The 21,388-nt window shown below is 62.7% G+C and carries 22 protein-coding genes, 1 tRNA gene and 1 riboswitch; of the genes, 11 read left to right on the forward strand and 12 right to left on the reverse strand.

Annotated elements, in window-relative coordinates; translation table 11 throughout:
- The first annotated feature begins 21 nt into the window (after positions 1–21).
- Positions 22–116: riboswitch (TPP riboswitch) on the forward strand.
- The 5 genes from thiM (at position 106) to CQ012_RS11015 (ending at position 5,888) form a co-directional block, all read left to right on the forward strand.
- Positions 106–900: a hydroxyethylthiazole kinase gene (thiM, locus tag CQ012_RS10995; protein WP_105662182.1), complete on the forward strand. Its 795-nt coding sequence runs from the start codon at positions 106–108 to the stop codon at positions 898–900. (Overlaps the previous riboswitch by 11 nt.)
- On the forward strand, positions 893–1,534 hold the full coding sequence (gene thiE / locus CQ012_RS11000) for a thiamine phosphate synthase (RefSeq protein ID WP_105662183.1): 642 nt from the start codon (positions 893–895) through the stop codon (positions 1,532–1,534). The genes thiM and thiE overlap by 8 nt, the downstream gene beginning before the upstream one ends.
- Entirely contained in the window at positions 1,531–2,955 is a 1,425-nt protein-coding gene (gene thiD, locus CQ012_RS11005) for a bifunctional hydroxymethylpyrimidine kinase/phosphomethylpyrimidine kinase (RefSeq protein WP_105662184.1), read from the forward strand. The genes thiE and thiD overlap by 4 nt, the downstream gene beginning before the upstream one ends.
- 27 nt (positions 2,956–2,982) lie before the next feature.
- On the forward strand, positions 2,983–4,266 hold the full coding sequence (locus CQ012_RS11010) for a uracil-xanthine permease family protein (protein WP_105658654.1): 1,284 nt from the start codon (positions 2,983–2,985) through the stop codon (positions 4,264–4,266).
- 215 nt (positions 4,267–4,481) lie between these two features.
- Complete coding sequence (locus CQ012_RS11015) at positions 4,482–5,888, forward strand: sugar porter family MFS transporter (RefSeq protein ID WP_105662185.1); 1,407 nt, start codon at positions 4,482–4,484, stop codon at positions 5,886–5,888.
- 82 nt (positions 5,889–5,970) lie between these two features.
- Here CQ012_RS11015 and CQ012_RS11020 read toward each other — a convergent pair whose 3' ends face one another.
- Complete coding sequence (locus CQ012_RS11020; protein ID WP_105662186.1) at positions 5,971–9,153, reverse strand: HAD-IA family hydrolase; 3,183 nt, start codon at positions 9,151–9,153, stop codon at positions 5,971–5,973.
- Positions 9,154–9,245: 92 nt separating this feature from the next.
- Between CQ012_RS11020 and CQ012_RS11025 the strand changes: the two genes are divergently transcribed.
- Positions 9,246–10,223: a hypothetical protein gene (locus CQ012_RS11025; RefSeq protein WP_105658657.1), complete on the forward strand. Its 978-nt coding sequence runs from the start codon at positions 9,246–9,248 to the stop codon at positions 10,221–10,223.
- Positions 10,224–10,232: 9 nt separating this feature from the next.
- Here CQ012_RS11025 and CQ012_RS11030 read toward each other — a convergent pair whose 3' ends face one another.
- The 9 genes from CQ012_RS11030 to uriH all read right to left on the reverse strand — a co-directional run bounded on the left by CQ012_RS11030 (position 10,233) and on the right by uriH (position 17,212).
- Entirely contained in the window at positions 10,233–10,952 is a 720-nt protein-coding gene (locus tag CQ012_RS11030; RefSeq protein WP_105662187.1) for a glycerophosphodiester phosphodiesterase family protein, read from the reverse strand.
- Complete coding sequence (locus CQ012_RS11035; protein WP_105662188.1) at positions 10,949–11,743, reverse strand: HAD family hydrolase; 795 nt, start codon at positions 11,741–11,743, stop codon at positions 10,949–10,951. The genes CQ012_RS11030 and CQ012_RS11035 overlap by 4 nt, the downstream gene beginning before the upstream one ends.
- Complete coding sequence (locus CQ012_RS11040; protein ID WP_105662189.1) at positions 11,744–12,643, reverse strand: PfkB family carbohydrate kinase; 900 nt, start codon at positions 12,641–12,643, stop codon at positions 11,744–11,746. It abuts the gene before it with no gap.
- 9 nt (positions 12,644–12,652) lie between these two features.
- A complete protein-coding gene (locus CQ012_RS11045; protein ID WP_105658661.1) occupies positions 12,653–13,318 on the reverse strand; it encodes an alpha/beta hydrolase in 666 nt (221 codons plus the stop codon).
- A gap of 14 nt (positions 13,319–13,332) precedes the next feature.
- Entirely contained in the window at positions 13,333–14,121 is a 789-nt protein-coding gene (locus CQ012_RS11050) for an enoyl-CoA hydratase/isomerase family protein (protein ID WP_105662190.1), read from the reverse strand.
- Positions 14,122–14,163: 42 nt separating this feature from the next.
- Positions 14,164–14,880, reverse strand: coding sequence for a LysR family transcriptional regulator substrate-binding protein (locus tag CQ012_RS11055; RefSeq protein WP_105662191.1), 717 nt, complete (start codon positions 14,878–14,880; stop codon positions 14,164–14,166).
- Between the two features lie 88 nt (positions 14,881–14,968).
- Positions 14,969–15,400 (reverse strand): universal stress protein, encoded by a 432-nt coding sequence (locus CQ012_RS11060; RefSeq protein ID WP_038992696.1) that lies wholly within the window; start codon positions 15,398–15,400, stop codon positions 14,969–14,971.
- Positions 15,401–15,454: 54 nt separating this feature from the next.
- Positions 15,455–16,153 (reverse strand): dienelactone hydrolase family protein, encoded by a 699-nt coding sequence (locus tag CQ012_RS11065; protein WP_105658664.1) that lies wholly within the window; start codon positions 16,151–16,153, stop codon positions 15,455–15,457.
- Positions 16,154–16,240: 87 nt separating this feature from the next.
- The gene (gene uriH / locus CQ012_RS11070; RefSeq protein ID WP_105662192.1) at positions 16,241–17,212 is read right to left on the reverse strand and encodes a uridine-preferring nucleoside hydrolase UriH; all 972 of its coding nucleotides are present in this window, start codon (positions 17,210–17,212) and stop codon (positions 16,241–16,243) included.
- A 150-nt stretch (positions 17,213–17,362) separates the two neighbouring features.
- Between uriH and CQ012_RS11075 the strand changes: the two genes are divergently transcribed.
- Together CQ012_RS11075 and CQ012_RS17615 are read left to right on the forward strand one after the other, a co-directional pair.
- On the forward strand, positions 17,363–18,412 hold the full coding sequence (locus CQ012_RS11075) for a LacI family DNA-binding transcriptional regulator (protein ID WP_105662193.1): 1,050 nt from the start codon (positions 17,363–17,365) through the stop codon (positions 18,410–18,412).
- 3 nt (positions 18,413–18,415) lie between these two features.
- Entirely contained in the window at positions 18,416–18,583 is a 168-nt protein-coding gene (locus tag CQ012_RS17615) for a hypothetical protein (protein ID WP_166650740.1), read from the forward strand.
- On the opposite strand, the gene CQ012_RS11080 is transcribed toward CQ012_RS17615, so the two are convergent.
- Positions 18,572–19,108, reverse strand: a complete 537-nt coding sequence (locus CQ012_RS11080) for a YdeI/OmpD-associated family protein (protein WP_105658667.1) — start codon at positions 19,106–19,108, stop codon at positions 18,572–18,574. The genes CQ012_RS17615 and CQ012_RS11080 overlap by 12 nt on opposite strands.
- A 78-nt stretch (positions 19,109–19,186) precedes the next feature.
- Here CQ012_RS11080 and CQ012_RS11085 point away from each other — a divergent pair, with 78 nt between their 5' ends.
- Complete coding sequence (locus tag CQ012_RS11085; RefSeq protein WP_105662194.1) at positions 19,187–19,642, forward strand: 2-thiouracil desulfurase family protein; 456 nt, start codon at positions 19,187–19,189, stop codon at positions 19,640–19,642.
- Between the two features lie 85 nt (positions 19,643–19,727).
- Here the strand turns inward: CQ012_RS11085 and CQ012_RS11090 are convergent.
- Positions 19,728–19,811 (reverse strand) — tRNA-Leu (locus CQ012_RS11090).
- Between the two features lie 283 nt (positions 19,812–20,094).
- Between CQ012_RS11090 and CQ012_RS11095 the strand changes: the two genes are divergently transcribed.
- Together CQ012_RS11095 and CQ012_RS11100 are read left to right on the forward strand one after the other, a co-directional pair.
- Complete coding sequence (locus CQ012_RS11095; RefSeq protein ID WP_181149063.1) at positions 20,095–20,910, forward strand: FHA domain-containing protein; 816 nt, start codon at positions 20,095–20,097, stop codon at positions 20,908–20,910.
- Positions 20,907–21,386 (forward strand): FHA domain-containing protein FhaB/FipA, encoded by a 480-nt coding sequence (locus CQ012_RS11100; RefSeq protein WP_105658670.1) that lies wholly within the window; start codon positions 20,907–20,909, stop codon positions 21,384–21,386. Before CQ012_RS11095 ends, CQ012_RS11100 begins: the two co-directional genes overlap by 4 nt.
- Positions 21,387–21,388: the final 2 nt, after the last annotated feature.

Genomic DNA, 21,388 nt, shown 5'->3' on the forward strand with positions numbered 1-21,388 from the left:
CCGGTTGTGCGTACGCTCTATGGCAGTGACACGGGGTGTCGGATCAACCGACTGAGATAAGACCCGTAGAACCTGATCTAGTTCACGCTAGCGGAGGGATGTCGCATGGCTTTGCATGCAGTTGCCCAAAAATACCGGCAACAATCACCTTTGGTTTTTTGCCTGACCAATACCGTCGTATCCAATTTCACCGCCAATGTCTTGCTGGCATCCGGGGCTTCCCCGGCCATGACGGATCTGCCCGGAGAGGCCGGCCCATTCGCGCAGGCAGCTTCAGCCGTATTGGTGAATTTGGGAACTCCAAGCACTGAACAGCTGACCGCCATGGAAGAAGCTGTGCAGTCGGCGAGCGCTGCAGGCACCCCCTGGGTCCTGGATCCAGTGGCAGTGGGAGCGCTTCTGGTGCGCACGGAGTTTGCCCGGCGCATTGTCCGGCAACGCCCGACCCTGATTCGCGGCAACGCCTCGGAAATCCTGGCCCTGGCCGGCCGGCAATCTGCTTCGCGCGGTGTCGATGCCTTGGATGAGGTTTCTGCCGCCTTGGCGGCGGGACGCGAACTGGCCACGGAACACGACTGCGTAGTGGCCATTTCCGGCCAGGCTGACGCCATCATCGACGCCACGCGTACCGTCTTGGTGCATACCAACGGAATTGGCTTGACCCGGATGACAGGTGGCGGCTGCGCCTTGGGCGCGGTCTGCGCCGGGATGGTTGCGGTCCACGATGACCCGTTCGAGGCCACCATCGCAGCCCACGGTTTCTATGGCCTGGCCGCGGAAAAGGCCCTGGCTGGCAGCTCCGGTCCGGGCAGCTTCGCAGTTGCCTTCCTTGATGCGCTGTCGGCTGCCGATCCCGGGGAACTGAAGACTTTGAAGTACGAGGAATTGAACCATGCATAATTACGGCGCTTATCTAGTAGCCAACACTGCCAGCTGCACCCCACGCAGCACCCTGGAAGTTATCGAGGGCGCCGTCGCCGGAGGGATCGGGTGGATCCAGCTGCGCGCCAAGGATGAAAGCGCCCGGGAATTCTTCGAGCTGGCCTGCGCGGCTGCCAAGCTCACCGAGGGCAAAGCCCAGTTGCTGATCAATGACCGCATTGACGTCTACCTCGCGTCACGGGCTGCTGGCGCAGCAGTGAACGGCATCCATATCGGGCAAAAAGATGTGCCGGTACAGCTGGCTCGCCAGATCATCGGCGAGGGCATCATCGGCTTGAGTGCTTCCAGCGATGAGCAATTGGCCCAGGCGAACAAGGACGCCTCGGTGATCGACTACCTCGGTGTAGGAGCCATCCGCGCCACTCCGACGAAAAAAGACCATCCTGCTCCCCTGGGGCTGGACGGCTTTGCGCGAGCCGCTGCCTTGGCCAAGCTGCCCTGCGTAGCGATCGGCGCAATTACCCAAGACGATGCCGCCGCGATCCGCACCGGCGGCGGCGCAGGCCTGGCCGTGGTCCGCGCCATCTGCAACGCCGAAGATCCGCAACTTGCCAGCGCGCAGCTGGTCGCAGCCTGGGAGGCCTCGAAATGAACATCCTATCCATCGCAGGCTCCGATCCTTCCGGCGGCGCCGGAATCCAAGCGGATCTGAAGGCCATTGCCGCCAACGGCGGCTACGGAATGTGCGTGATCACCGCTTTGACTGCGCAAAACACCCATGGGGTATCCGGAGTTCAGGCGATCAGCGGCGATTTCGTCCTCGCGCAGCTCGAAGCCGTGAGTACAGATATCCGCATCGATGCGATCAAGATCGGGATGCTGGCCAACGCCGAGGTGATCCGCGCAGTCACCAGCTGGCTGGAAACTGTTGACGCCCCCGTCGTGCTGGACCCGGTCATGGTGGCGACCAGCGGGGATCGCCTGCTCGACGACGAATCGGCCCTTGATTCACTGCTGGATCGCGCCACGGTGATTACCCCGAACCTGCTGGAGCTGGCCAGCTTGCTGCGCGAGCCTGTGGCCCCTTCCTGGGACGAAGCCCTGCGCCAGGCCCAGCGGCTGGCTGCCAAGCACGGCACGCTGGTGCTGGCCAAGGGCGGGCACCTGGCCGGGGCGGATTGCCCCGATGCCCTGGTGTCGGCGGGCGGGGTGCAGCTGGAGCTGCACGGACCGCGCCATGCCACCAGGAACACCCACGGCACCGGCTGCACCCTTTCCAGCACTCTGGCTACCCGCTTCGCTGCCACTGGAGATTGGATCGCCGCGTTGGAGCAGTCCAAGTCCTACCTCTCCAAGGCCATCGCAGCGGCCGACCAATTGCAGGTGGGCAGCGGCCACGGCCCGGTCAACCACTTCATCGACTTCTTCGGCACGGCAGATCCCATGGGCGACTGGTGGCAGAAGATCCAGCCGATCCGCGAGGAAATCGACCAGCTGGATTTCATCACCCGGCTATCCGAGGGCACCTTGGACCGGGATGACTTCCACTACTACATCGCCCAGGATGCGCTGTATCTGCTGCGTTACGCCAAGGTGCTTTCGCTGGCCAGCTCGATGGCGCCGGATCTCGGTGCCCAGCGTTTCTGGTCGCGTGGCGCCAACGGCATCCTCGATGGCGAGCTGCAGCTGCACGGCAGCTACCTGGATGAGTTCGCTGATACGCCCAGCGCCACCACGCTGAACTACACCAACCACCTGGCCGCCAGCCAGGAGAGCTACGGGGAGCTGATTGCCGCGATCCTGCCTTGCTACTGGCTGTACCAGGACATCGGCAAGCGGCTGGCGGCAGCCAACCATGCCGAGCATCCTTATCGGCAATGGCTGGAAACCTATGCATCCGAGGAATTCGACTCCGCCACCGAGCAGGCCATCGAAATGGTCCGCCAGGCGTTCGAGCAGGCAGATCCGCAGCTGCGGGCCCGCATGGAGGCCGCTTTCATCCGCTCCGCGGAACATGAGCGCTCTTTCTTCGCGCAGGCGCACGAGAACCGAGTAGACTTCTCTACGGCCTAAAACCCGCAGGGCCCGGGAAGAGGAATCATGAGTTGGAGCATTCACGGCAACGGCAGGACCATCACCCCAGGTGAGGTAGTTGCCCCGGATGAGCGGCTGCATTGGCCGCAGACCGTTTCCATCGGAGCCCAGCACATCCTGGCGATGTTCGGCGCCAGCATCCTGGTGCCAACCATCACCGGCTTCCCGGTCACCACGACCTTGCTGTTCACCGGCCTGGCCACCGTCATCTTCTTGCTGATGACCAGGAACAAGGTGCCCAGCTACCTCGGCTCGTCCTTTGCGATGATTGCCCCGGTCCTCTCGACCACCCAGTCGCACAGCATGTCCGGCGCGCTGGGCGGCATCGTGATGACCGGGGCCTTGCTGTTCGTTGTCGGGCTGATCGTGCAGAAGACCGGCACCGGCTGGATCCACGCCCTGATGCCGCCGGTGGTCATGGGCACCATCGTGGCGCTCATCGGCCTGAATTTGGCCAGCGCAACGCTGGTTCCCATGACCGAGTTCCCGCTGACCACTTTCCTCACGGTGATCTTTACCGTGGTCGCGACCGTTGCGTTCAAGGGCCTGCTGGGCCGGTTGTCGATCCTCATGGGACTTCTTTGCGGCTACCTTGTTGCGCTGGCCCAGGGGCAGGTGAGCTTCAAGGCGGTTGCTGCCGCAGAGTGGATCGGACTGCCAGAATTCCACACCCCGACCTTCCACTTCGACACTGCGCTGATGTTCCTGCCTGCGGTGTTCGTGCTGATCGCCGAGAACATCGGCCATGTGCGCACCGTGGGCGTGATGACCAATCGCGACCTGTCGAAGTTCAACGGCCGTGCGCTGATGGCCGATGGCGCTGCCAGCGTGCTCGCCGGTTTCGGCGGCGGTTCGGCCACGACCACCTATGCCGAGAACATCGGCGTGATGGCCGCTTCGCGCGTGTACTCGACCGCGGCCTATTGGATCGCTGCGATTGTGGCCGTGGCCCTGGCCTTCCTGCCAAAGTTCGGCGCATTGATCGGCACCATTCCAGAAGGCGTGATCGGCGGCTTGGGCATCGTGCTCTACGGCATGATCGGCATCGTCGGCGCGCGCCTGTGGATCGAGGCGAAGGTGGATTTCGGCAACCCGATCAACTTGATGACCGCCGGCACCGGCCTGATTATCGCCATTGCGGTGACCAAGGAAATCGCTTTCGGCCAGCTCCAGCTGGGCGGCATCGCCCTGGGCTCGATCGCCACCTTGGTGGTCTTCCACCTGATGAGTATCGTCGCCAAGATGCGCGGCAACGATTTGGCGGACTCGCAGAAGCCTGCGGATAGCTAGCAAATAAATTCCCCGCAGGCCGGCATCGCGATAACTCGCAATGCCGGCCTGCTTTTTTGCCAAGAATTCGGGAGCTGGCCAGTCATGAACCGGCGACGCGCACTGGGCCTCCCCCGGTCTTGAAGTAAGGACTCCTTCCAATTTGTGATCGATCTCCCATAAAAAATCGGGAAATCGGGATTCTGCGGCTCTCGAATCCGATAGCATGGCTCATTGTGACTGCGACTACATCAGACGGAAAACTCTCCGCGCGACTCATCTTCATCGCCCTCGGGGCGGCATTGGGTGGGTTCGTTTTCGGATATGACTCATCAATCGTTAACGGCACCGTGGACGCTGTCGAGCACGAATTCGGGCTCAACGCGGTAACCATCGGATTCACCGTTTCCTGCGCCCTGCTCGGCGCAGCACTGGGAGCTTGGATAGCGGGTGTGGTCTCCGAACGCGTGGGACGCGTGCGCACCATGCTCTTCGCCTCCATCCTCCTGGCAGCATCAGCCATCGGCTGCGGCCTGTGCTTCGGCGTAACCGACCTGATCATCTGGCGCATTGTCGGCGGCATCGGCGTGGGCTTCGCCTCGGTGATCGCCCCTGCCTACATTGCCGAGGTCTCCCCGGCCGCGCATCGCGGACGCCTGGGCACCATGCAGCAGATGGCCATCGTGCTGGGCATCTTCGTGGCCTTCCTGGTCAGCGCGCTGCTGGTCTTCGTCATGGGCTCGGCGGATGCCGTCGGCTTGTTCGGCCTGACGGCCTGGCGCTGGATGTACCTGTCGCTGCTGGTTCCAGCAGTGCTCTACGGCCTGCTCTCGCTGCGCCTGCCCGAATCTCCCCGCTACCTGGTCGAGCGCGGCCGCTTCGTTGAAGCAGCTACCGTGCTGACCCGCGATATGGGCATGAACGCCGGCACGGATACCGAAAAGAAGATCGAAGAGATCCGCTCCACCGTGCACATCGAGCGCCGCCAGGTCTTCAAGGACCTGCTGGGCCGCTTCGGCTTCCACCCGCTGGTGTGGGTCGGCATCCTGCTCTCGGTCTTCCAGCAGTTCGTCGGCATCAACGTGATCTTCTACTACTCCACGACGCTGTGGAAGTCCGTCGGCTTTGCCGAATCGGATTCCTTCACGATTTCGCTGATCACCTCGGCGACCAACGTGCTGGCAACGATCGTGGCGGTGCTTCTGATCGACGTGCTGGGACGCAAGCTGCTGCTCACCATCGGCTCAGCCATCATGACCGTGTCGCTGGGCATGATGGCGGTAGCGTTCGCGCAGTCGGTCACCATCGACGGCGCCGTGTCGCTGCCGGGCAGCTGGGGCATCGTCGCCCTGGTCTCGGCCAACCTGTTCGTGGTCGGCTTCGGCGCCACCTGGGGTCCGGCCGTATGGGTATTGCTCGGCGAGATCTTCCCGAACTCGATCCGCGCCATGGCACTCGGAGTGGCAGCCTCGGCGCAGTGGATCGCCAACTTCGCCGTTTCCACCACCTTCCCGGCCCTCGCCGAGGCAGGCTTGGCATTGGCCTACGGCATCTACGCATTCTTCGCGCTGCTTTCCCTGATCTTCGTGATCTTCCTGGTCAAGGAAACCAAGGGGCGCCAACTCGAGGAGATGACCCTCTAGGCACCACCCGCAGGGCATTGCGGATTGCGCAAAGGAGGCAGGAACCAAGATGGTTCCTGCCTCCTTTTGCGTGCCCGGATGCTTACCAGGCCTTGTTGGGCACATCCACTCCTACGTCGCTTTGCAGCGAGAGCACATGCTCCAAGCTTGGCCGCCCTTCCAGCGTCGGGCCCTGGCCGGCGAGCGCCACGCTGACTGTCTGCCCCGGCTGCAGATCGACCTGCTGGCCGCGCACCCAGATCGGACGGGAGAAGGCTCCGTGCAGGGTGAAATCAATGGCTTCAGCCCGCAAGCCCACGGAAATCCTCATACCCCGCCACCCGAGGTTGAAGCGCAGGGCCCGCCATTTCTCCGGGAGCCGCGGATCAAAGCGCAGCTGGTCGTCATCGTCGCGCAGCCCCGCGAAGCCGTAGATCAGCGCCGACCAGACGCCACCGGTCGATGCCACATGCACGCCGTCAGCGGTATTGCCATGCAGGTTTTCCAGATCCACGTTCAGCGCGTGCTCGAAATACTCCCAGGCAAGATCGCGGTAGCCCACCTCGGCTGCGAGAATCGACTGCACTGTCGCCGACAGTGTCGAGTCGCCCGTAGTCAGCGGGTCATAGTAGTTGAAATCCGCAAGTTTCTGCTCGGCGGTGAAATCGCTGGAACGCAGCCACAAAGCCAGCACCGCGTCGGCTTGCTTGATGACCTGGAAGCGGTAGATCACCAGCGGATGGTAGTGCAGCAGCAACGGCCGCTTATCCGCACCGGTATTGGCCAGGTCCCAGACTTCGCGGTTCAAGAAATGCTCGTCCTGGGGGTGGATTCCGACCGTTTCGGAATACGGGATGTGCATGCAATCAGCGGCCTTGAGCCACAGGGCGATCTCCTCGTTTTCCAATGAGTGCCTGCTGGCCAGTTGCGCGAACTCGCGCGGATGCTCTTGGGCCATTTCGGCCAGCAGCTGGGCGCTGCGGCGCAAATTGAAGCGCGCCATGACATTGGTGTAGAGGTTGTCGTTGACTACCGCGGTGTACTCATCGGGCCCGGTGACCCCATGGATATGGAAGCGCTCATTGCCCTGCTCGCCACGCCAGAACCCCAGCGAGGCCCACATGCGCGCAGTTCCCACGAGGATTTCGGCGCCGCCGGCCAGCAGGAACTCGTCATCCTCCATGACCCCGAGGTACCGGTTGAGCGAATACACCACGTCGGCATTGATATGGTACTGCGCAGTGCCAGCCGGATAATAGGCGCTGGCTTCCTCGCCGTTAATCGTGCGCCACGGGAAGAGCAGGCCTTCCTCATTCATGATCAGCGCCCGCCGGGTCGCTGCAGGAATCATCGAGACCCGGGCGCGGAGCGTGTTGCGCGCCCACTGCTGGTTCGTATAGGTCAAGAACGGCATCACATAGATTTCGGTATCCCAGAAATAGTGCCCGGAATAGCCGTTGCCGCTCACGCCCTTGGCGCTGATGCCCAGGCCGTCGGCACGTCCGGCAGCTTGGGCGAGCTGGAACAGGTTCCAGCGGATCTTGCGCTGCAGCTCGGGCTCATCGCTCTCCACCACCACATCGCTGCGGTCCCAGTAGTCGGCCATGAAACGGCGCTGGGTGCGGAAGTGCTCGTCAATCCCCAACGGCACCAGGTGCTCCAAGGCCCGCGCAGAACGCAAGAGCATCTCCTGGGCAGGATGGCGCCGCGAGGAGTGGTAGACCGCGTACTTGGAGACGCGCACGCCTTGCCCGGCTTCCAGCCTGGCGCTGATCACTTCATCGGCGCGGTCATCGTCCACCTGGCGGACCACGGACAGCTCCGCCTGCGCTCCGCCAGTGGTGGCCACCTCGTGCTCCACCATTGCTGCTACCGACATCCCGGATCCGAAGACCTGGTACGAGATGCCCAGCCGCGCGCCATCGCGGTGGGTGCCCGCCGGATGCAGCGGGTTGGCCCTGGCTTCCTCGCTCTTGCGCGGATCGGCAGGAACCCCGGCATCGGTTTCCTCCGGGGAAGCCACCTTCCGGCTGGAACGGTACCCGATGACCGAAGACTGGATCAGCACCTGCGCCGGAGCATCGAGCAGGCGCACGTGCACGTCCTGCAGCGCCACGTGGCGATCCGTGAAGGAAATCATTGAGCGGGCAGTGACGGCTACCCGGTGCCCCTCGGCAGTTCGCCACAGGGTGTGCGCGGTCAGCGTCCCGTCAAGGAAATCCAGGCGCAGCTCATCACGCAGCATCTCCGTGCGGCCGACTTCCAGGGCTTCGTCATTGATGAACACGCGCATGGTCCGGAAATCCGGGGCGCTGATCATGGTCTGTCCGGTTTCGGCCAGCCCGAAGGCGCTCTCGGCATGGCGGATTTCCCAGGTCTCATGCAGCCCGTTGATGAATGTGCCGCCTCCTTGGTCCCCCAGACCCAGTTGCGCAGCCCGTGCACCCAGAAAACCGTTGCCCAGAGAGAAAACGGTGTCTTCGGCGCCATCGCTGTCTCGCTGGTTCCCGCGCCACAGCGACCAGGAGTCCTCTTCCCAGGCCTTGGCTGCTTGCTCGGAGACCAGTTCGGAAAGGTCATGAACCACAAAATGGGCCCCTGCATCCAGCAAGGCGGCCTCATTGCCTTCGCGGGCCACGCCGATGACGCCGAAGCCCCCGGCACGCGCTGCCCTCACCCCGCTGGTGGCATCCTCGATGACGGCGCATTCTTCCGGACGCCAACCCAGATCGGCGGCGGCAGCCAGGAACGTGTCCGGGGCTGGTTTGCCCGCCAGCCGGCGCGCAGCAGCTTCCTGGCCGCTCATCACCAATGGGAAGTGCTCGGCCAGTCCTGCGGCAGCCAGTACCACGCGGGCATTGCGCGAGGAGGACACCACCGCGACGTCCAGCCCGGCATCCAGCACCTGTTGCAGGTAGGCCACGGAGCCAGCATAGGGGTCGATCCCGTCGCGCTGCAGCACTTGGGTGAACTTTTCGTTCTTCATATTGCCCAGCGCGCAGATGCTGCCCTCCCCCGGCAGATCGCTTTCATCCCCGCGGGGCAAGCTGATGCCGCGGGATTCGAGGGTGGCCACCACCGCGTCATAACGCGGACGGCCGTCAAGCAGGTTGAAATAGTCCTCGGCAGTGTATGGGGCCACGCCCGGGTGCTTGTCGAAAAAGGTGGTGAAAAGTTCTTCCCACGCCTTGCGATGCAGCAACGCGGTAGGAGTGATCACGCCATCCAGATCAAAGAGGACGGCCTTGTAATCACGATGTCGGTACTCAGGACGAAAAGCGTTCACAATCGAAATCCTTCGAAAGAGGAGCGAATTACTGGCCGTAGTCCTTACCGTAGCAACTGAACGCGCTTGCTTCGACATACTACGATAAGAATGTGGCTCAGTGGATAGATGTATGGAATAGCGAAGACTGGCGTGAGGCAACCGCCGAGTGGATCGATGCTGCGTGCGAGGCATATGGCATTCAGCGCACCGCAGGACCGGATTTTTGGCCCGCAGATTTGCACCAGATCCAGGCGGCGGTTCAGACCGGTGCCGCAGATCTGATCTTCAGCGCCAACGCTCCGGGGCTGGCTTCGGAACCAGCGACCACGGTCGCTGCCGGCCAGCTGCTGCCCGATCGCGTGGTGATGCCACTGGCTATCGACCGGATCGCCGGCTACATGCTCAGCCCGGATTTCGGGCACACCCTGGCGGATCTGGGCGATTCGGTGGAGAACTGGGAGCTGGCCATGGCCTCGCTCGGTTCCTTTCAGGTCGCACTGATGGGCCACGAGGAAGAATTCTTTGATTCCGGGGTCACCGTGGTGGACCCGCAGTTCCTGCCCGAGCAGTACGAGCAGGCGCTGATGATGCATGTGTCCCTGGACCCGGCGCACCCGCTGTACCTGGATGGATCCATGGCGGACAAGATGGTTTCGCATCTCGATGAGTTGAGGAGGGCCACCGCTGCCCTTCATGCCGGTGCGGTGCCGTTGAGCATCGAGCACGGCAACTTCGATCTGTCGCAGGTGGTGGTTCCTGCCGAGGCCGGAGACCACGGCCGCATCCTGAATCTGTCCTCCGCGCACTGGGCTCACCCCTTCTCATCCCTGAACACGCCGCTGGCCGCCATGTGCGAAGCGTGGGATTGCGATACCGGTGATGAGCGCGTGATGAAGGTGCTTTTCGCGTACCTGGACCAGTTCTCTGCCTACGGCTCAGCAGATGAGCTGTACGACCTGATTAATCCAGCCTGCCTAGTTGCGCCGCTGTCGCAGCACGAGACCTGGTTGCGCCTGCTCCTGGATGCCAGCGACGAGCAACTGCAGGAGCACGCCGAGACCGTTTTGGGAACCCTGGATATCTCCTAGGGCCGCAGTTCAAGAGCCCAGAACCCTGGCCAGCAAGGCCGCGTCATCGCTCATGATGGCGTCGGCCTTGCGCTCCATCAGCAGCCGCATGGTCGGCTCGTCGTTGATGACCCAGACATGCACCTGGGCGCCGGCTCGGTGGACCGCCTTGATGAATCGACGGGTCGCTACCGGCAGCATGCCCTGGTTCAGCGGCACCTGGACCGCCCAGAAGCCTGCCAGCAGCCGCTTGGGAACCCAGCCCAGCAGGTGGGCGCACAGCCAGATGGCGACAATTTCCCGTTGACCCGGCGAGCGCCGTATCGGAGCGGAAAGCAGGTGGCCGACCGCGGCGCTGCGTGCCGTGGAGAAGGACGCGAGGGCAATTTGCCGATGGGCTTTCCTGCGCTCGATGAGCTCGGCCAGCGGGCCGATCACGTGCTCGTCCTTGACGTCCAGGTTCAGTGTGGCGTGCGGGAACGCGTCGAGCAGTTCATCAAGCGTGCACAGCGGTTCCCCGCCGGCCCGCACCGTTGCCAGCTGCTCGTCGGTGAAGTCGTTGAAATTCCCGCTCGCGTCGGCTACCCGGTCCAGGCTCTGGTCATGGAACAGGTAGACCGTGCCGTCGGCGGAGGCGTGCACATCCGACTCCAGATGGGTGATGCCCAGGTCTGCGGCGCGCTGGAAGGCTGCCAGCGTGTTTTCCTCGTTGCCCGTGCGTACGCCGCGGTGCGAAAAGGCGTAGGTCATTTCAGCAGGCCTTCAATGACCTGGGCTACCCCGTCATCGGCCAGCGAGGGTGCACGGAAGCGGGCGGAGGCCAGCGCCATGGGGTGTCCGGAGGACATCGCGTAGCCGTGGCCGGCGTATTCGAGCATTTCGATGTCGTTGGGCATGTCGCCGAAGGCCATCACTTCAGCTGCGGCAATTCCCAGGCGCTGGCAGTATTCATGCAGCGTGGTGGCCTTGTGGATATCCACATGCGCCATTTCCAATAGGGAAACGTCGAAGGCGGAGTGGGTCACCGATACCAGTTCTGCCAGCTGCGGCTCAACCGAGGAATAGAACTTGTCTATCGGCAGGTGCTGGGAGCGGGCAAGGAATTTCACGATGCCCTCGGAATCAATTGACTCGCTAGTCAGATCCAGGACTGCCTGCACCCCGAAGTTGTGGTGGCGGTCGGCAAAGCCTTCACCCAGGTGCAGCCCCTTGGTGGTCTCGGCAGCGAAGGACGCGCGCGGTTCCAGCTCCAGGATGATTTCGCTCGCCCGCCGCGCGGTAGCCGCGCTGAGCGTGCGCGACCAGATCACTTCGTCTTGTTCCAGGTCGTAGAGCACCGCGCCATTGGAGCAGATGACCGTGCCCATCCCGCCGAAGGCTTCAATGATCGGGCTCAGCCAGCGGAAGGGGCGTCCGGTGACAAAGACGATCTGGATGCCAGCGTCGCGGGCTTGGATGAAGGCACGTTGGGTGCGTTCGGAGATGGTGCCGTCCTTGGCGACAATGGTGCCGTCGAGGTCCGAGGCGATCAGCTTGATCATCTACAGCTCCTGGCGGCGTGGCGGGTTCGCCCCGGCACGCTGCACGGTCACCGCGGCGGCCATGGCCGCGAATTCCAGGGCTCGCGAAAGCTCCGCAATCTGCAGCTGGTTCAGCTTTTCGCGGTTGGCCGCGCCAATCAGGCCATGTTCGGCCAGCCAGCACAGCAGCGCGGCGGTGAAGGTATCGCCGGCACCCACGGTATCGGTGACTTCCACCGACGGCGCAGTGAATTCGGAGTCGCCGGCGCGAACGACGCCCCAGGACCCGCGCGAGCCTGCGGTGGACACCACGATCGCCGGACCCATGTCCAGCCAGGCACGGGCCGAGTCCTGGACCGAGCGCATCGGGTACAGCCACTTCAGGTCGATGCCGGAGACCCGCACCACGTCGGCCTGGCCGACGAATCGCTCGACCTCGGCCACGGTCTGCGAATGGTTGGTGACCAGCGACGGGCGCAGGTTCGGGTCGTAGCTGATGGTGGCATGGGTGCGCGCGGCCGAAAGCAGCGGCAGCAGTTCTCCGGGGCTGAACAGGGTGGCGATGGAGCCGGTGTGCACCAGCTCGGCATCCTGGGCCAGCTCCGGCCCGATGGTCGGCATCTGCCAGTAGGCGTTGAACGCGAAGGCCGCGCCGCCGGCCGGGTCGAGAATGCCATGGGCAATGACGGTGGCCTGGTCATCGGCTCCGCCCAGGTATGCCACGTTGTTGTCCTTGAGGTAATCCTCGATCTTGCGGCCCTTGTCATCGGCGCCCCAGCGGGAAATCAAGGTTCCCGGGTACCCCAGGCGGGAGAGCGCAACCGCGACGTTCAACGGGCTGCCGCCAACGAACTCCTGGGCTGGGGCAATGCCGGAGGCCAGGACGTCAACGAGGGCCTCGCCGATCACGGTCGGGTTCATGCTGCTCCTTCAGTAATGCAGTGGGGACAGGGCACGCACGCAGGCAGCCCATTGGCTGCTGTGCGGATCGATCCAGGTGTAGTGGTCTCCCGCGAACAGCGAGAAGCTGTGCTCCTGTCCGAGCGCAGCCGCTTTCTGGGCTGCGATACGGGCAATTCTTACCGGAACATCGCCATCGTCCCGTCCATGAAAGATTACGACACGGGCATGCATTGGCCATAATTCCACCGGATTGCAGGCGCCCAATGGCGCGCCTGCGAGCATCTCGTCCACCGCGCTGCCGCTGAGCTTCAGGCGCTGCGCCGTTTCAAGGTCCAGGACCCCGGCCTGGCTGATCACCTGGGAGACCCGTGCATCATGGGCGGCCAACACGCAGGCCAATTGCGCTCCGGCTGAATGGCCGATCAGCGTGATCGGCCCTTCTTCCTTGACCAGGCCCAGCGCGAGCCGGGCATCGGCCAGCATTTTCGCCGCGCTGCCCGGCCCACGCCGGTATTCGAGGTTGTAGGCAGGGATCCCGCGGGCGGCAAGATCCTCTGCCAGGGGCACGCCAAGGCCAGAGGTGTACTTTTCACGCCAGTATCCGCCGTGGATGATCATCACCGCTCCGCGAGCGGTGGTGCGTTCCGGCTCGTAGAACTGGACCTGCTGGTCCGGGTGCGCCCCGTAGTGCATGGTCGGCGCCCCGGCTAGTTGCCCGGGAAGACCGCGGCGCGCTTTTCGACGAAGGCGGCACGGCCTTCCACCGAGTCGGCGGTTCCGAAGGCCTGCTGGAAGGACTGTGCTTCAACCAGCAGGGCGTCATGGGTGTTCAGCGCGTCCATGTCCACCATCGCGGCCTTGGCATTGCCAACGGCCGTCGGTGCCACCTTCGCGATCTCCTCGATGGTGGCCACGGCCTGGTCAATCAGTTCCCCGGCCGGGACAACGCGGTTGGCCAGGCCAATGCGCAATGCTTCCTCGGACTTGATGCGGCGGCCGGTGAAAACCAATTCACGGGCCATCGCGTTGCCGACACGTCGCGGCAGGCGCACCATGCCGCCAAAGCCGGGCACCAGCCCGAGGTTGACCTCCGGCTGCCCAAAGCTGGCCGTCTCGGAAGCGTAGATGAAATCGCAAGCCAGGGCGAGTTCGCAGCCGCCGCCCAGGGCGAAGCCGTTGACTGCGGCGATCACTGGAACCTGCAGCTTCTCCAGGCGTTCGGTGACCGCGTGCATCTGGCGCCCGTAGGCCAGCGCCGCCGCCGGGTCCATTTCGCGCAGCTGCACGATATTGGCGCCGGCGACAAAGGACTTCTCGCCGGCACCGGTGAGGATCACGCCGCGGTATTCATAGCCGGTGGCCTCGAACCAGTCCAGGAAGGCTTCAAGGTCGTTGACGACCTCTTTTGCCAACGCGTTCAGCGACTTCGGCTGGTTGACGGTCAGGATGAGGGCCGAGCCCTGGGTGCTCAGGCTGAGGGTATCGAATTGCTTCATACCCCTAACTCTCTCACGTAACGCGCGTCACGTATTGGATTGTCAGCGGTGCTTGCGTGGCTTTGCCTTGGCACCCTGTGGCTTCTTGGATGAGCTCTTGGCCTGCTGTTTTGCCTTGGCTTGGGCTTTCGCCTTGGCCTTCTTCTGCTCATTGACGCGCTTGGCCTTCTGCTCCTGGTTGCGCACCGAAGTCTGGCGCGATGAGCTGGCGGTACGTCCGCGCACAATGCCGATGAATTCTTCGAGCAAGGCGGTGTCTTCGGTGGCGGTAGGCCAGGCGATGCCCACCTGGGTTGGCGAACCGCCTTCAATGAAGCGCACCACCACGTCCTTGCGGGCGAAGAGCCGGGCAATGGACTGCGTGGTGCGCAGCACCTGGGCTCCGGAAGCGACAACTTCCATCGCTACCGGAATGCCGCCCACGGATTCCGGGTAGTCGGCCAAGTCGAGTTGCGGGAAGGACTCTACGGTCTCCAGCGGAACGGATTCTTCGAAGTACTCCACGTCGTGGTCTTTGCCCGCGCAGACCACTTCGAGTTCCTCGTAAAGCGGGATGACGTGGCGCGTTGCGTCCTTGGGCGAGTCGCCTCGATAGCGCACGAATACTGCGTCAGCCTCGCCATTGGCCAGCAGATCCAGGATTTCCCCCTCATCCAGGCGCCAGGCTTTCAGCTCGATGGCAGGATAGCGTTCCTGGAAGCGGTCCATCCATTTGCCGGGGGTGACGCCGGTTGCGTAGGCGATTCGAAGTTTCTGCACGGGTTAAGCCTACGCTCTGCCGGGTTAAATGGCGCAGGCGGGCACCGGTGAACCGGTGCCCGCCTGCGTCCGCGCAAGCCGGGGAGGCCTACTTGTCGGTCTTGACGACCAGAACGTCGCATGGTGCCGAGTGGGCCACCGAGGAAGCTACCGAACCGAGCACGCGGCCCAGGCCCTTCATGCCCACGTTGCCGACAACGATCATCGAAGCCTTGCGGTCCTCGGCGTCGGAGATCAGCACGTCACCTGGCTTGCCGTGGCCGGCAGCAGCGGTGATCTTGACGCCTGGCACAGCGTTCTTCACGTCGTTGGCTACGCGCTGGGCGAGCTTGCGGGCCTGCTCTGCGTCATCCAGGATCCAGGTATCGGAACCGATGGAAACGACCTCGGTGTTATCCGAAGCGTGAGCGGTGATGACCACTAGGTCAGCGTCGAGCTTGACGGCGAGTTCTGCAGCGCGGCGGGCTGCGCGCTGTGCGGTTTCGGAACCGTCTACGCCTACGATGATGGTTTCAGACATATTGTTCTCCTTATATGAGTGATGCATTAAGTGATGGGTAACACTTTATGGCCTTCAGGCCACTTTAGCCTGCAAAAAGTCCACGGCGCGCTGCCATGCGATGGCAGCCTGTTCGGGATCGTAGTTGCCGGCAGGGTTCTCGTCGTTGTGGAATGCGTGATCGGCGTCGTAGTAGAAGTACTGGACTTCCGCGCCTGATTCCTGGCGAATCTGCTCTTCCTGAGCCTTCGCCTGAGCCGGCGAGTACATCTGGTCCAGGTTCGCGTAGTGGCCCTGGATGGCCGCGCGGACTCCGGAAAAATCGTTGGGCACACCCTGGCCGACGCCATAGAAAGGCACGGCCGCGGCAATTTTCCCGCCTTGCTGGGCAGCCATCTGCAGCACGAAACCGCCACCCATGCAGAAGCCGATGACGCCCAGCTTCTCGCTGGTGACGTGCTCATTGGCCAGCAGGTAGTCCACGGCACCGCTCAATAGCTGGGCCCCGGCGGCTTCCGGGAGCTGGGACATCATCTGCCCGGCTTCTTCACCGTCGTGGGTGATCCAGCCTCCATAGAGGTCCGGAGCCAGAGCCACGAAGCCCTGCGCGGCCAGCCGGTCGGCAACGTCGCGGATATGGTCGGTCAGACCCCACCATTCCTGGATCACGATGACCCCAGGGCCCTTGCCGGACTCCGGCAAGGCGAGATAGCCATGCGCTTGCGCGCCTGAAGAAGGGAAAGTCACGTTCTGGTGCGGGGTTTTGTCCGCCATGGTGCCTCCTGCTCTGCGTGTGCCTCCAGTTTATGCAGGTCTGGACGCCATTGGCATTGACCTGCCCCACATTGCGCCAAAGTTGTTCTATTTTCCGAGCGTGACCTCGCCGATACGTTCCAGCGCATCGACCACCAGATTCCAGAAGCCTTCGTGATCCAGGTCCACCGCCACGGAAGTATTGCAGTCGGCGGAAGCCGGCGCGCGGAAGTCCGTGACGGTCATCCCCAAGGTCAGCTCGCCACGCAGCTCAACGCTGACCGGGGCCTTGACAGTGCGCACGATATCCGGGTCGATCACGTAGGCCACGGCGCATGGGTCATGCACCGGCGGTGCATCGAAGCCCTGGTGGTCTCGGTAGGCCCGGGCGAAGAAGTCCATCAGCTCGCGCACGAAGGTCGATGGGCCGGTGCCGATCTTCTCGATGCGTTCAACCACCTCGGAGGTGGCCAACGCCTGGTGGGTCAGGTCCAATCCGACCATCACCACCGGCCAGGCCTCGTTGAAGACGATGTGCGCAGCTTCAGGATCGATCTTGATATTGAATTCTGCCACCGCCGACCAGTTGCCGGTGTGGTAGCCGCCGCCCATCAGCACCACTTCGCGCACGCGTTCAACGATGCGCGGTTCCTTCCGGGCCGCCAAGGCGATATTGGTCAATGCGCCGGTGGGCACCAAGGTGATTTCACCGGGTTCATGGCTCATCACCAGGTCGATGATGACGTCCACGGCGTGGCGCCCATCGAGTTCGATGCCCGGCTCCGGCTGGGCCGGCCCGTCCATCCCGGAATCCCCGTGGACGTCTCCCGCGGTTTCCACTTCGCGCACCAGCGGACGGGCGCAGCCGGCCGCGAAGGGAATGCCGGTAATGCCGGCGATGGTACCCACGGCCAGCGCGTTGGCAGTGACCTTATCCAGGGTCTGGTTGCCGGCCACGGTGGTCACGGCCAGCAGGTCGATCTTGGGATTGCCATGGGCAAGAATCATTGCCACGGCGTCATCATGACCCGGGTCGCAGTCCAAAATGATCTTGCGCGGGGCATTGCTGTCCTGGGTCATGGCTTCTTCCTTCGCTCTGCCAGCTGGCGGCCGGTAGCTAAGTCGTGGGGGCGGATAGGCATCCTTTGATAATTCTTTCGCGTCCCCATGCTATCGTCAAGCGCTTAACGCAAAGCTGTCGCGTGTCACAACTCCGACTACGATGGAGCCATGAAGAATGGTGAGAAGTCCGGCAACTCGCGCGCTCCACGCCGCGTGACCGCAGCGATGGTAGCCGAACACGCCGGCGTTTCCACCGCAACGGTCTCTCTTGTTGCCAACGGGAAGTCGGCGGGCCGGGTCTCGGCCGCGAATGAGCAGCGCGTGCGTGAATCAATTCGCGAACTGGGCTACTTCGTCGACAGCATCGGCAGCTCGCTGGCCAAGGGCGTCAGTTCGCTGGTGGTCCTGGTGGCCCCGGATATCTCCAACCCCTTCTTTGCCAAGGTGATCGCTGGCGTGCGCTCGGTATTGGCTAGCGACTACCAGCTCCTGCTCTCGGTCACGGATGCCGGCGTCTCCCCCAGCGCCAGCGAAACGAGGAAGATCATGGGCCTCCGTCCGGCCGGGCTGCTGGTCCATGCCCCAAGCCAGGATTTCCTCGAGGAAATTTCGAGCAACCTCCCGCTGGTGGCCCTGGATGCCCCGGGCATCGATCCATCGATTCCTGCCGTGAATATGGACGTCGCCCAGGGAGCGCGGGAAGTCGTAGCCCATTTCGCTGCACAGGGACACACCAAGGCCGCCTACCTGGATGCCAGCACCGGCACCGAGACCCTGGCAGTGCGCCGCGAGGCCTTCCTGGCGGCGGCAAGGGAGTACGGCATCGAAGTGCTGCCATCTTCTGTTGCCAGCTCGATGATCGACGTCACTGAGGCTTCAGCAGCCTTTGGCCAGCATTGGCCCAAGTGGCATGAATCGGGCGTGACCGCACTGGGCTGCGCAACCGATAACCACGCTTTCGGCGTGCTGCATGCTTCGCGCCTGCTTGGTATCCGCATTCCGCAGCAGCTTGCGGTGGCCGGATTCGACGACCTTCCCTACTCGGCGACGTCCAGCCCTTCCATCACTTCCGTGCAGCTCAACGCCCAGGAAGGCGGGCGCCAGGCCGCATTGAAGCTGCGCGCGCTGCTCGATGGAAAAACCCCTGACCCACTGCAGACAATGCTGCCCAGTTCGTTGATTGTCCGCGGATCGACGCTGGGCAACAAAGGAGACTAGCCGGTGAACATGCATAAATGGCCTGCCAAGGTCACTGCCGCCATCGCCCTGCTGATTGCTTTGGGCCTGATCGTCATGTCCAGCGGAGTGCTGGGCCTCATTACCGGCCCGGCAACCCCACCGGGCACCGGCATCGAATCCGCCGCGCGCAGCTGGGTGCTACTGGATTAGCTTTCCGCTCTTCGAAACTTCGGGATCGGTGCATGAGGACAAATCAAAGCAGCACGGCCGGCGCTTGCCATCACGCAGCTTGGAAATACTGGCCTCCACTCGGCGTTCGCGCGTGGAAGGGTTCTTGGTCGCACCGATCCAGCGTACCCATTCCCAGCGGGCCATGGCAGTGAGCCCTGCCCACATCTCATCCAGATCCCCAGCCTCGCCCAGGGCACTGGCCAGGTCTTGCGGAATCCCTGTTTCCGGCCAGGTTCTAGCGACCCGGGCGGTCAATTCCACTTGATCCCCCGCCTCGGCCAACAGCTGGGGCGCGCCCTGTCCATCGAGGGCCAACCAGTGGCCTCGGCGCCCGTCGGGATCTATTACGACCACGTGGCCTTCATGCGCCTGGAGAAGTTCCACCGCAACCTGTCCGCGGCTTGGCAACTTGTCGCTGGATTCCTGGTCGAGCCTGATTATCTTCCGATCGTTGACCAGATCTGCAGTTCCATTTAGTTCGAATATCTCATTGGATACCGCCATGGGAATTCCCCTTCTCCGTTGTCCAAGGGCAGTCTATGGCACGGCGGCATTGCGCTTCCACGTGGCTAGACTGCTGTTATGACCCAACCTCCGCTGCTCGTTAGTTCCTGCCTGGCCGGCATCCCTTGCCGCTACAACGGCAAGGCGAAGGCAAACCCTGCCATCGTCGAGGCCGTGGCACGAGGAGAAGCCGTTGCGGCCTGCGCTGAGGAATTGGGCGAGCTCCCTACTCCGCGTCCGCCAGCGGAGATTGTCGGTGGCGATGGCCACGACGTGCTGGAAGGCCGGGCCTGCGTGATCGACATCACCGGCGAGGACATCAGCGGGCAGTTCATAGCTGGTGCCCAGAAGGTTTCGGATCTAGTCCAGCACCAGAGAATCACCGAGGCGATCCTGCAGGATCGCAGCCCCTCGTGCGGCTGCGGCACCATCTACGATGGCTCGCACACCGGAAAACTCGTTGCAGGCGATGGCGTACTGGCCGCCCTGCTCAAGCGCTGGGGCGTCAATGTCAGCGCGCCACCGGCAAACTGACACACCCTGCAAGATAACGATTCAGTTGCTCTTTTAAACAAAAAAATAACCCTCGATCCGAAGATCAAGGGTTATTTTCCATTTGTGCGCGAGGGGGGACTTGAACCCCCACGACCTTGCGATCACTGGCACCTGAAGCCAGCGCGTCTACCAATTCCGCCACTCGCGCATATTCTGTTTTCGTTGCCATCGTTCTTTGCAACAAGAAATAGCTTACACACTCATTTTCCGTTCACCTAATCGAAACCCTGATTTGTGGTTAGGGACACATGGGAAACCTTTTTGGGGCATTTATCGTTGATATTGACGCACTTGAGCCGCTCAAGGATTTTTCGGCATTTGCACAGCTGAAAACAGTAAGATCGAATATGAAGTTCTGTGTTCACAGCTTGGACGGCGTGAATGCAGGCTCGCAATAACCAGCCATGGACCCTAAGGAAGGAGCACGAATAATGGGCTTTCTCGACAATGTCGAACGCGGCTTAGAGAAGGTCGTCACTAGCTTCTTTCGTGGCACCAGCACCGCAGATCTCAAGCCAGTCGAACTGACTACCGCGCTACGCAATGACATGGACCGCGGAATCATGCCAATCAGCGAGGGCCGCAGCCTTGCAGCCAATGACTTCGTTGTCTCGCTGAGCACCAAGGACTACAACACCGCGCAGGGTTGGGGGCGGGGCGTCGTCAACGAAATGGCAAAGGTCACCGCTGAGCATGCGGCAGCCCAGGACTACTCGATCCACGGCGACATCACGATCCATTTTGTTTCCAAGGACGATTTCAAGCCCGGAGAAATGGAGATTGCCAGCTCGGTCAAGGAGTCCAGCTCGCGCCCAGCAGCCTCGGCTCCGGTAAAAGAGCGAGCAGCAGCGCCCGCAGCGCCATCCGCCACCCCGCCGACAACCGCACAGCCACGTCCATCGGTCCGTCCGATTGCAGAGATCCCCAAGAAGCCCATGCAGAAGCAGGCAATTCTTGAGGTCGCTGGACAGCGCTACGCCCTGCATCACCACTCCATCGTGCTGGGCCGTTCGGCCAGCACCGATATTCCCGTGGATGATTCCGGCGTTTCCCGCCAGCATGTGCGCGTCGAAACCCGTGGCAAAACCAGTTTCGTCGTCACCGATCTGGGTTCAACCAATGGAACCTACGTGGACGGCAAGAAGATTTCGGAAGAAACCCGTATATTTGACGGTTCGATCATTACTATCGGACAGACAAAAATCGTCTTTCGGCTGATTACCTCGAACAACGGAGGCCGCGCGTGAACGACCTGGTTCTAAGCTTGTTCCGATTGGGCTTTTTGGTCCTCATCTGGCTGCTCGTATTAAGCGTTGTCGGATCGATGCGCCGCGACTTGGCCATCGGATCGCGGGCACGCACCGGCAAGCCCAGCGCTCGGGAACTGAAGAAGAATCCAGAGCTGGCGGAACCAGAAGTGCCTGCGCGCAAGGCCGCCACGTCATTGGAAGTTGTTGAGGGCCCACTGGCCGGCAGCAGCATTCCCCTCCGCGGCCAACCGATCATGTTCGGGCGAGCTCAGGATGCCACCGTCGTTCTCGATGATGACTACGCTTCGGGACGCCATGCCCGCCTGTTCCCGCAGGGATCGCGCTGGTTCATTGAAGATCTCGGCTCAACTAACGGCACCTTCGTGGGTGACAACCAGCTCTCACGCGCCCAGGCAGTGGAGCCCGGCCAGCGAATCCGCATCGGAAAGACTGTCCTGGAATTGAAGCCCTAGCC

It is taken from the genome of Arthrobacter sp. MYb214 (genome assembly GCF_002979865.1).
Lineage (GTDB): Bacteria > Actinomycetota > Actinomycetes > Actinomycetales > Micrococcaceae > Glutamicibacter.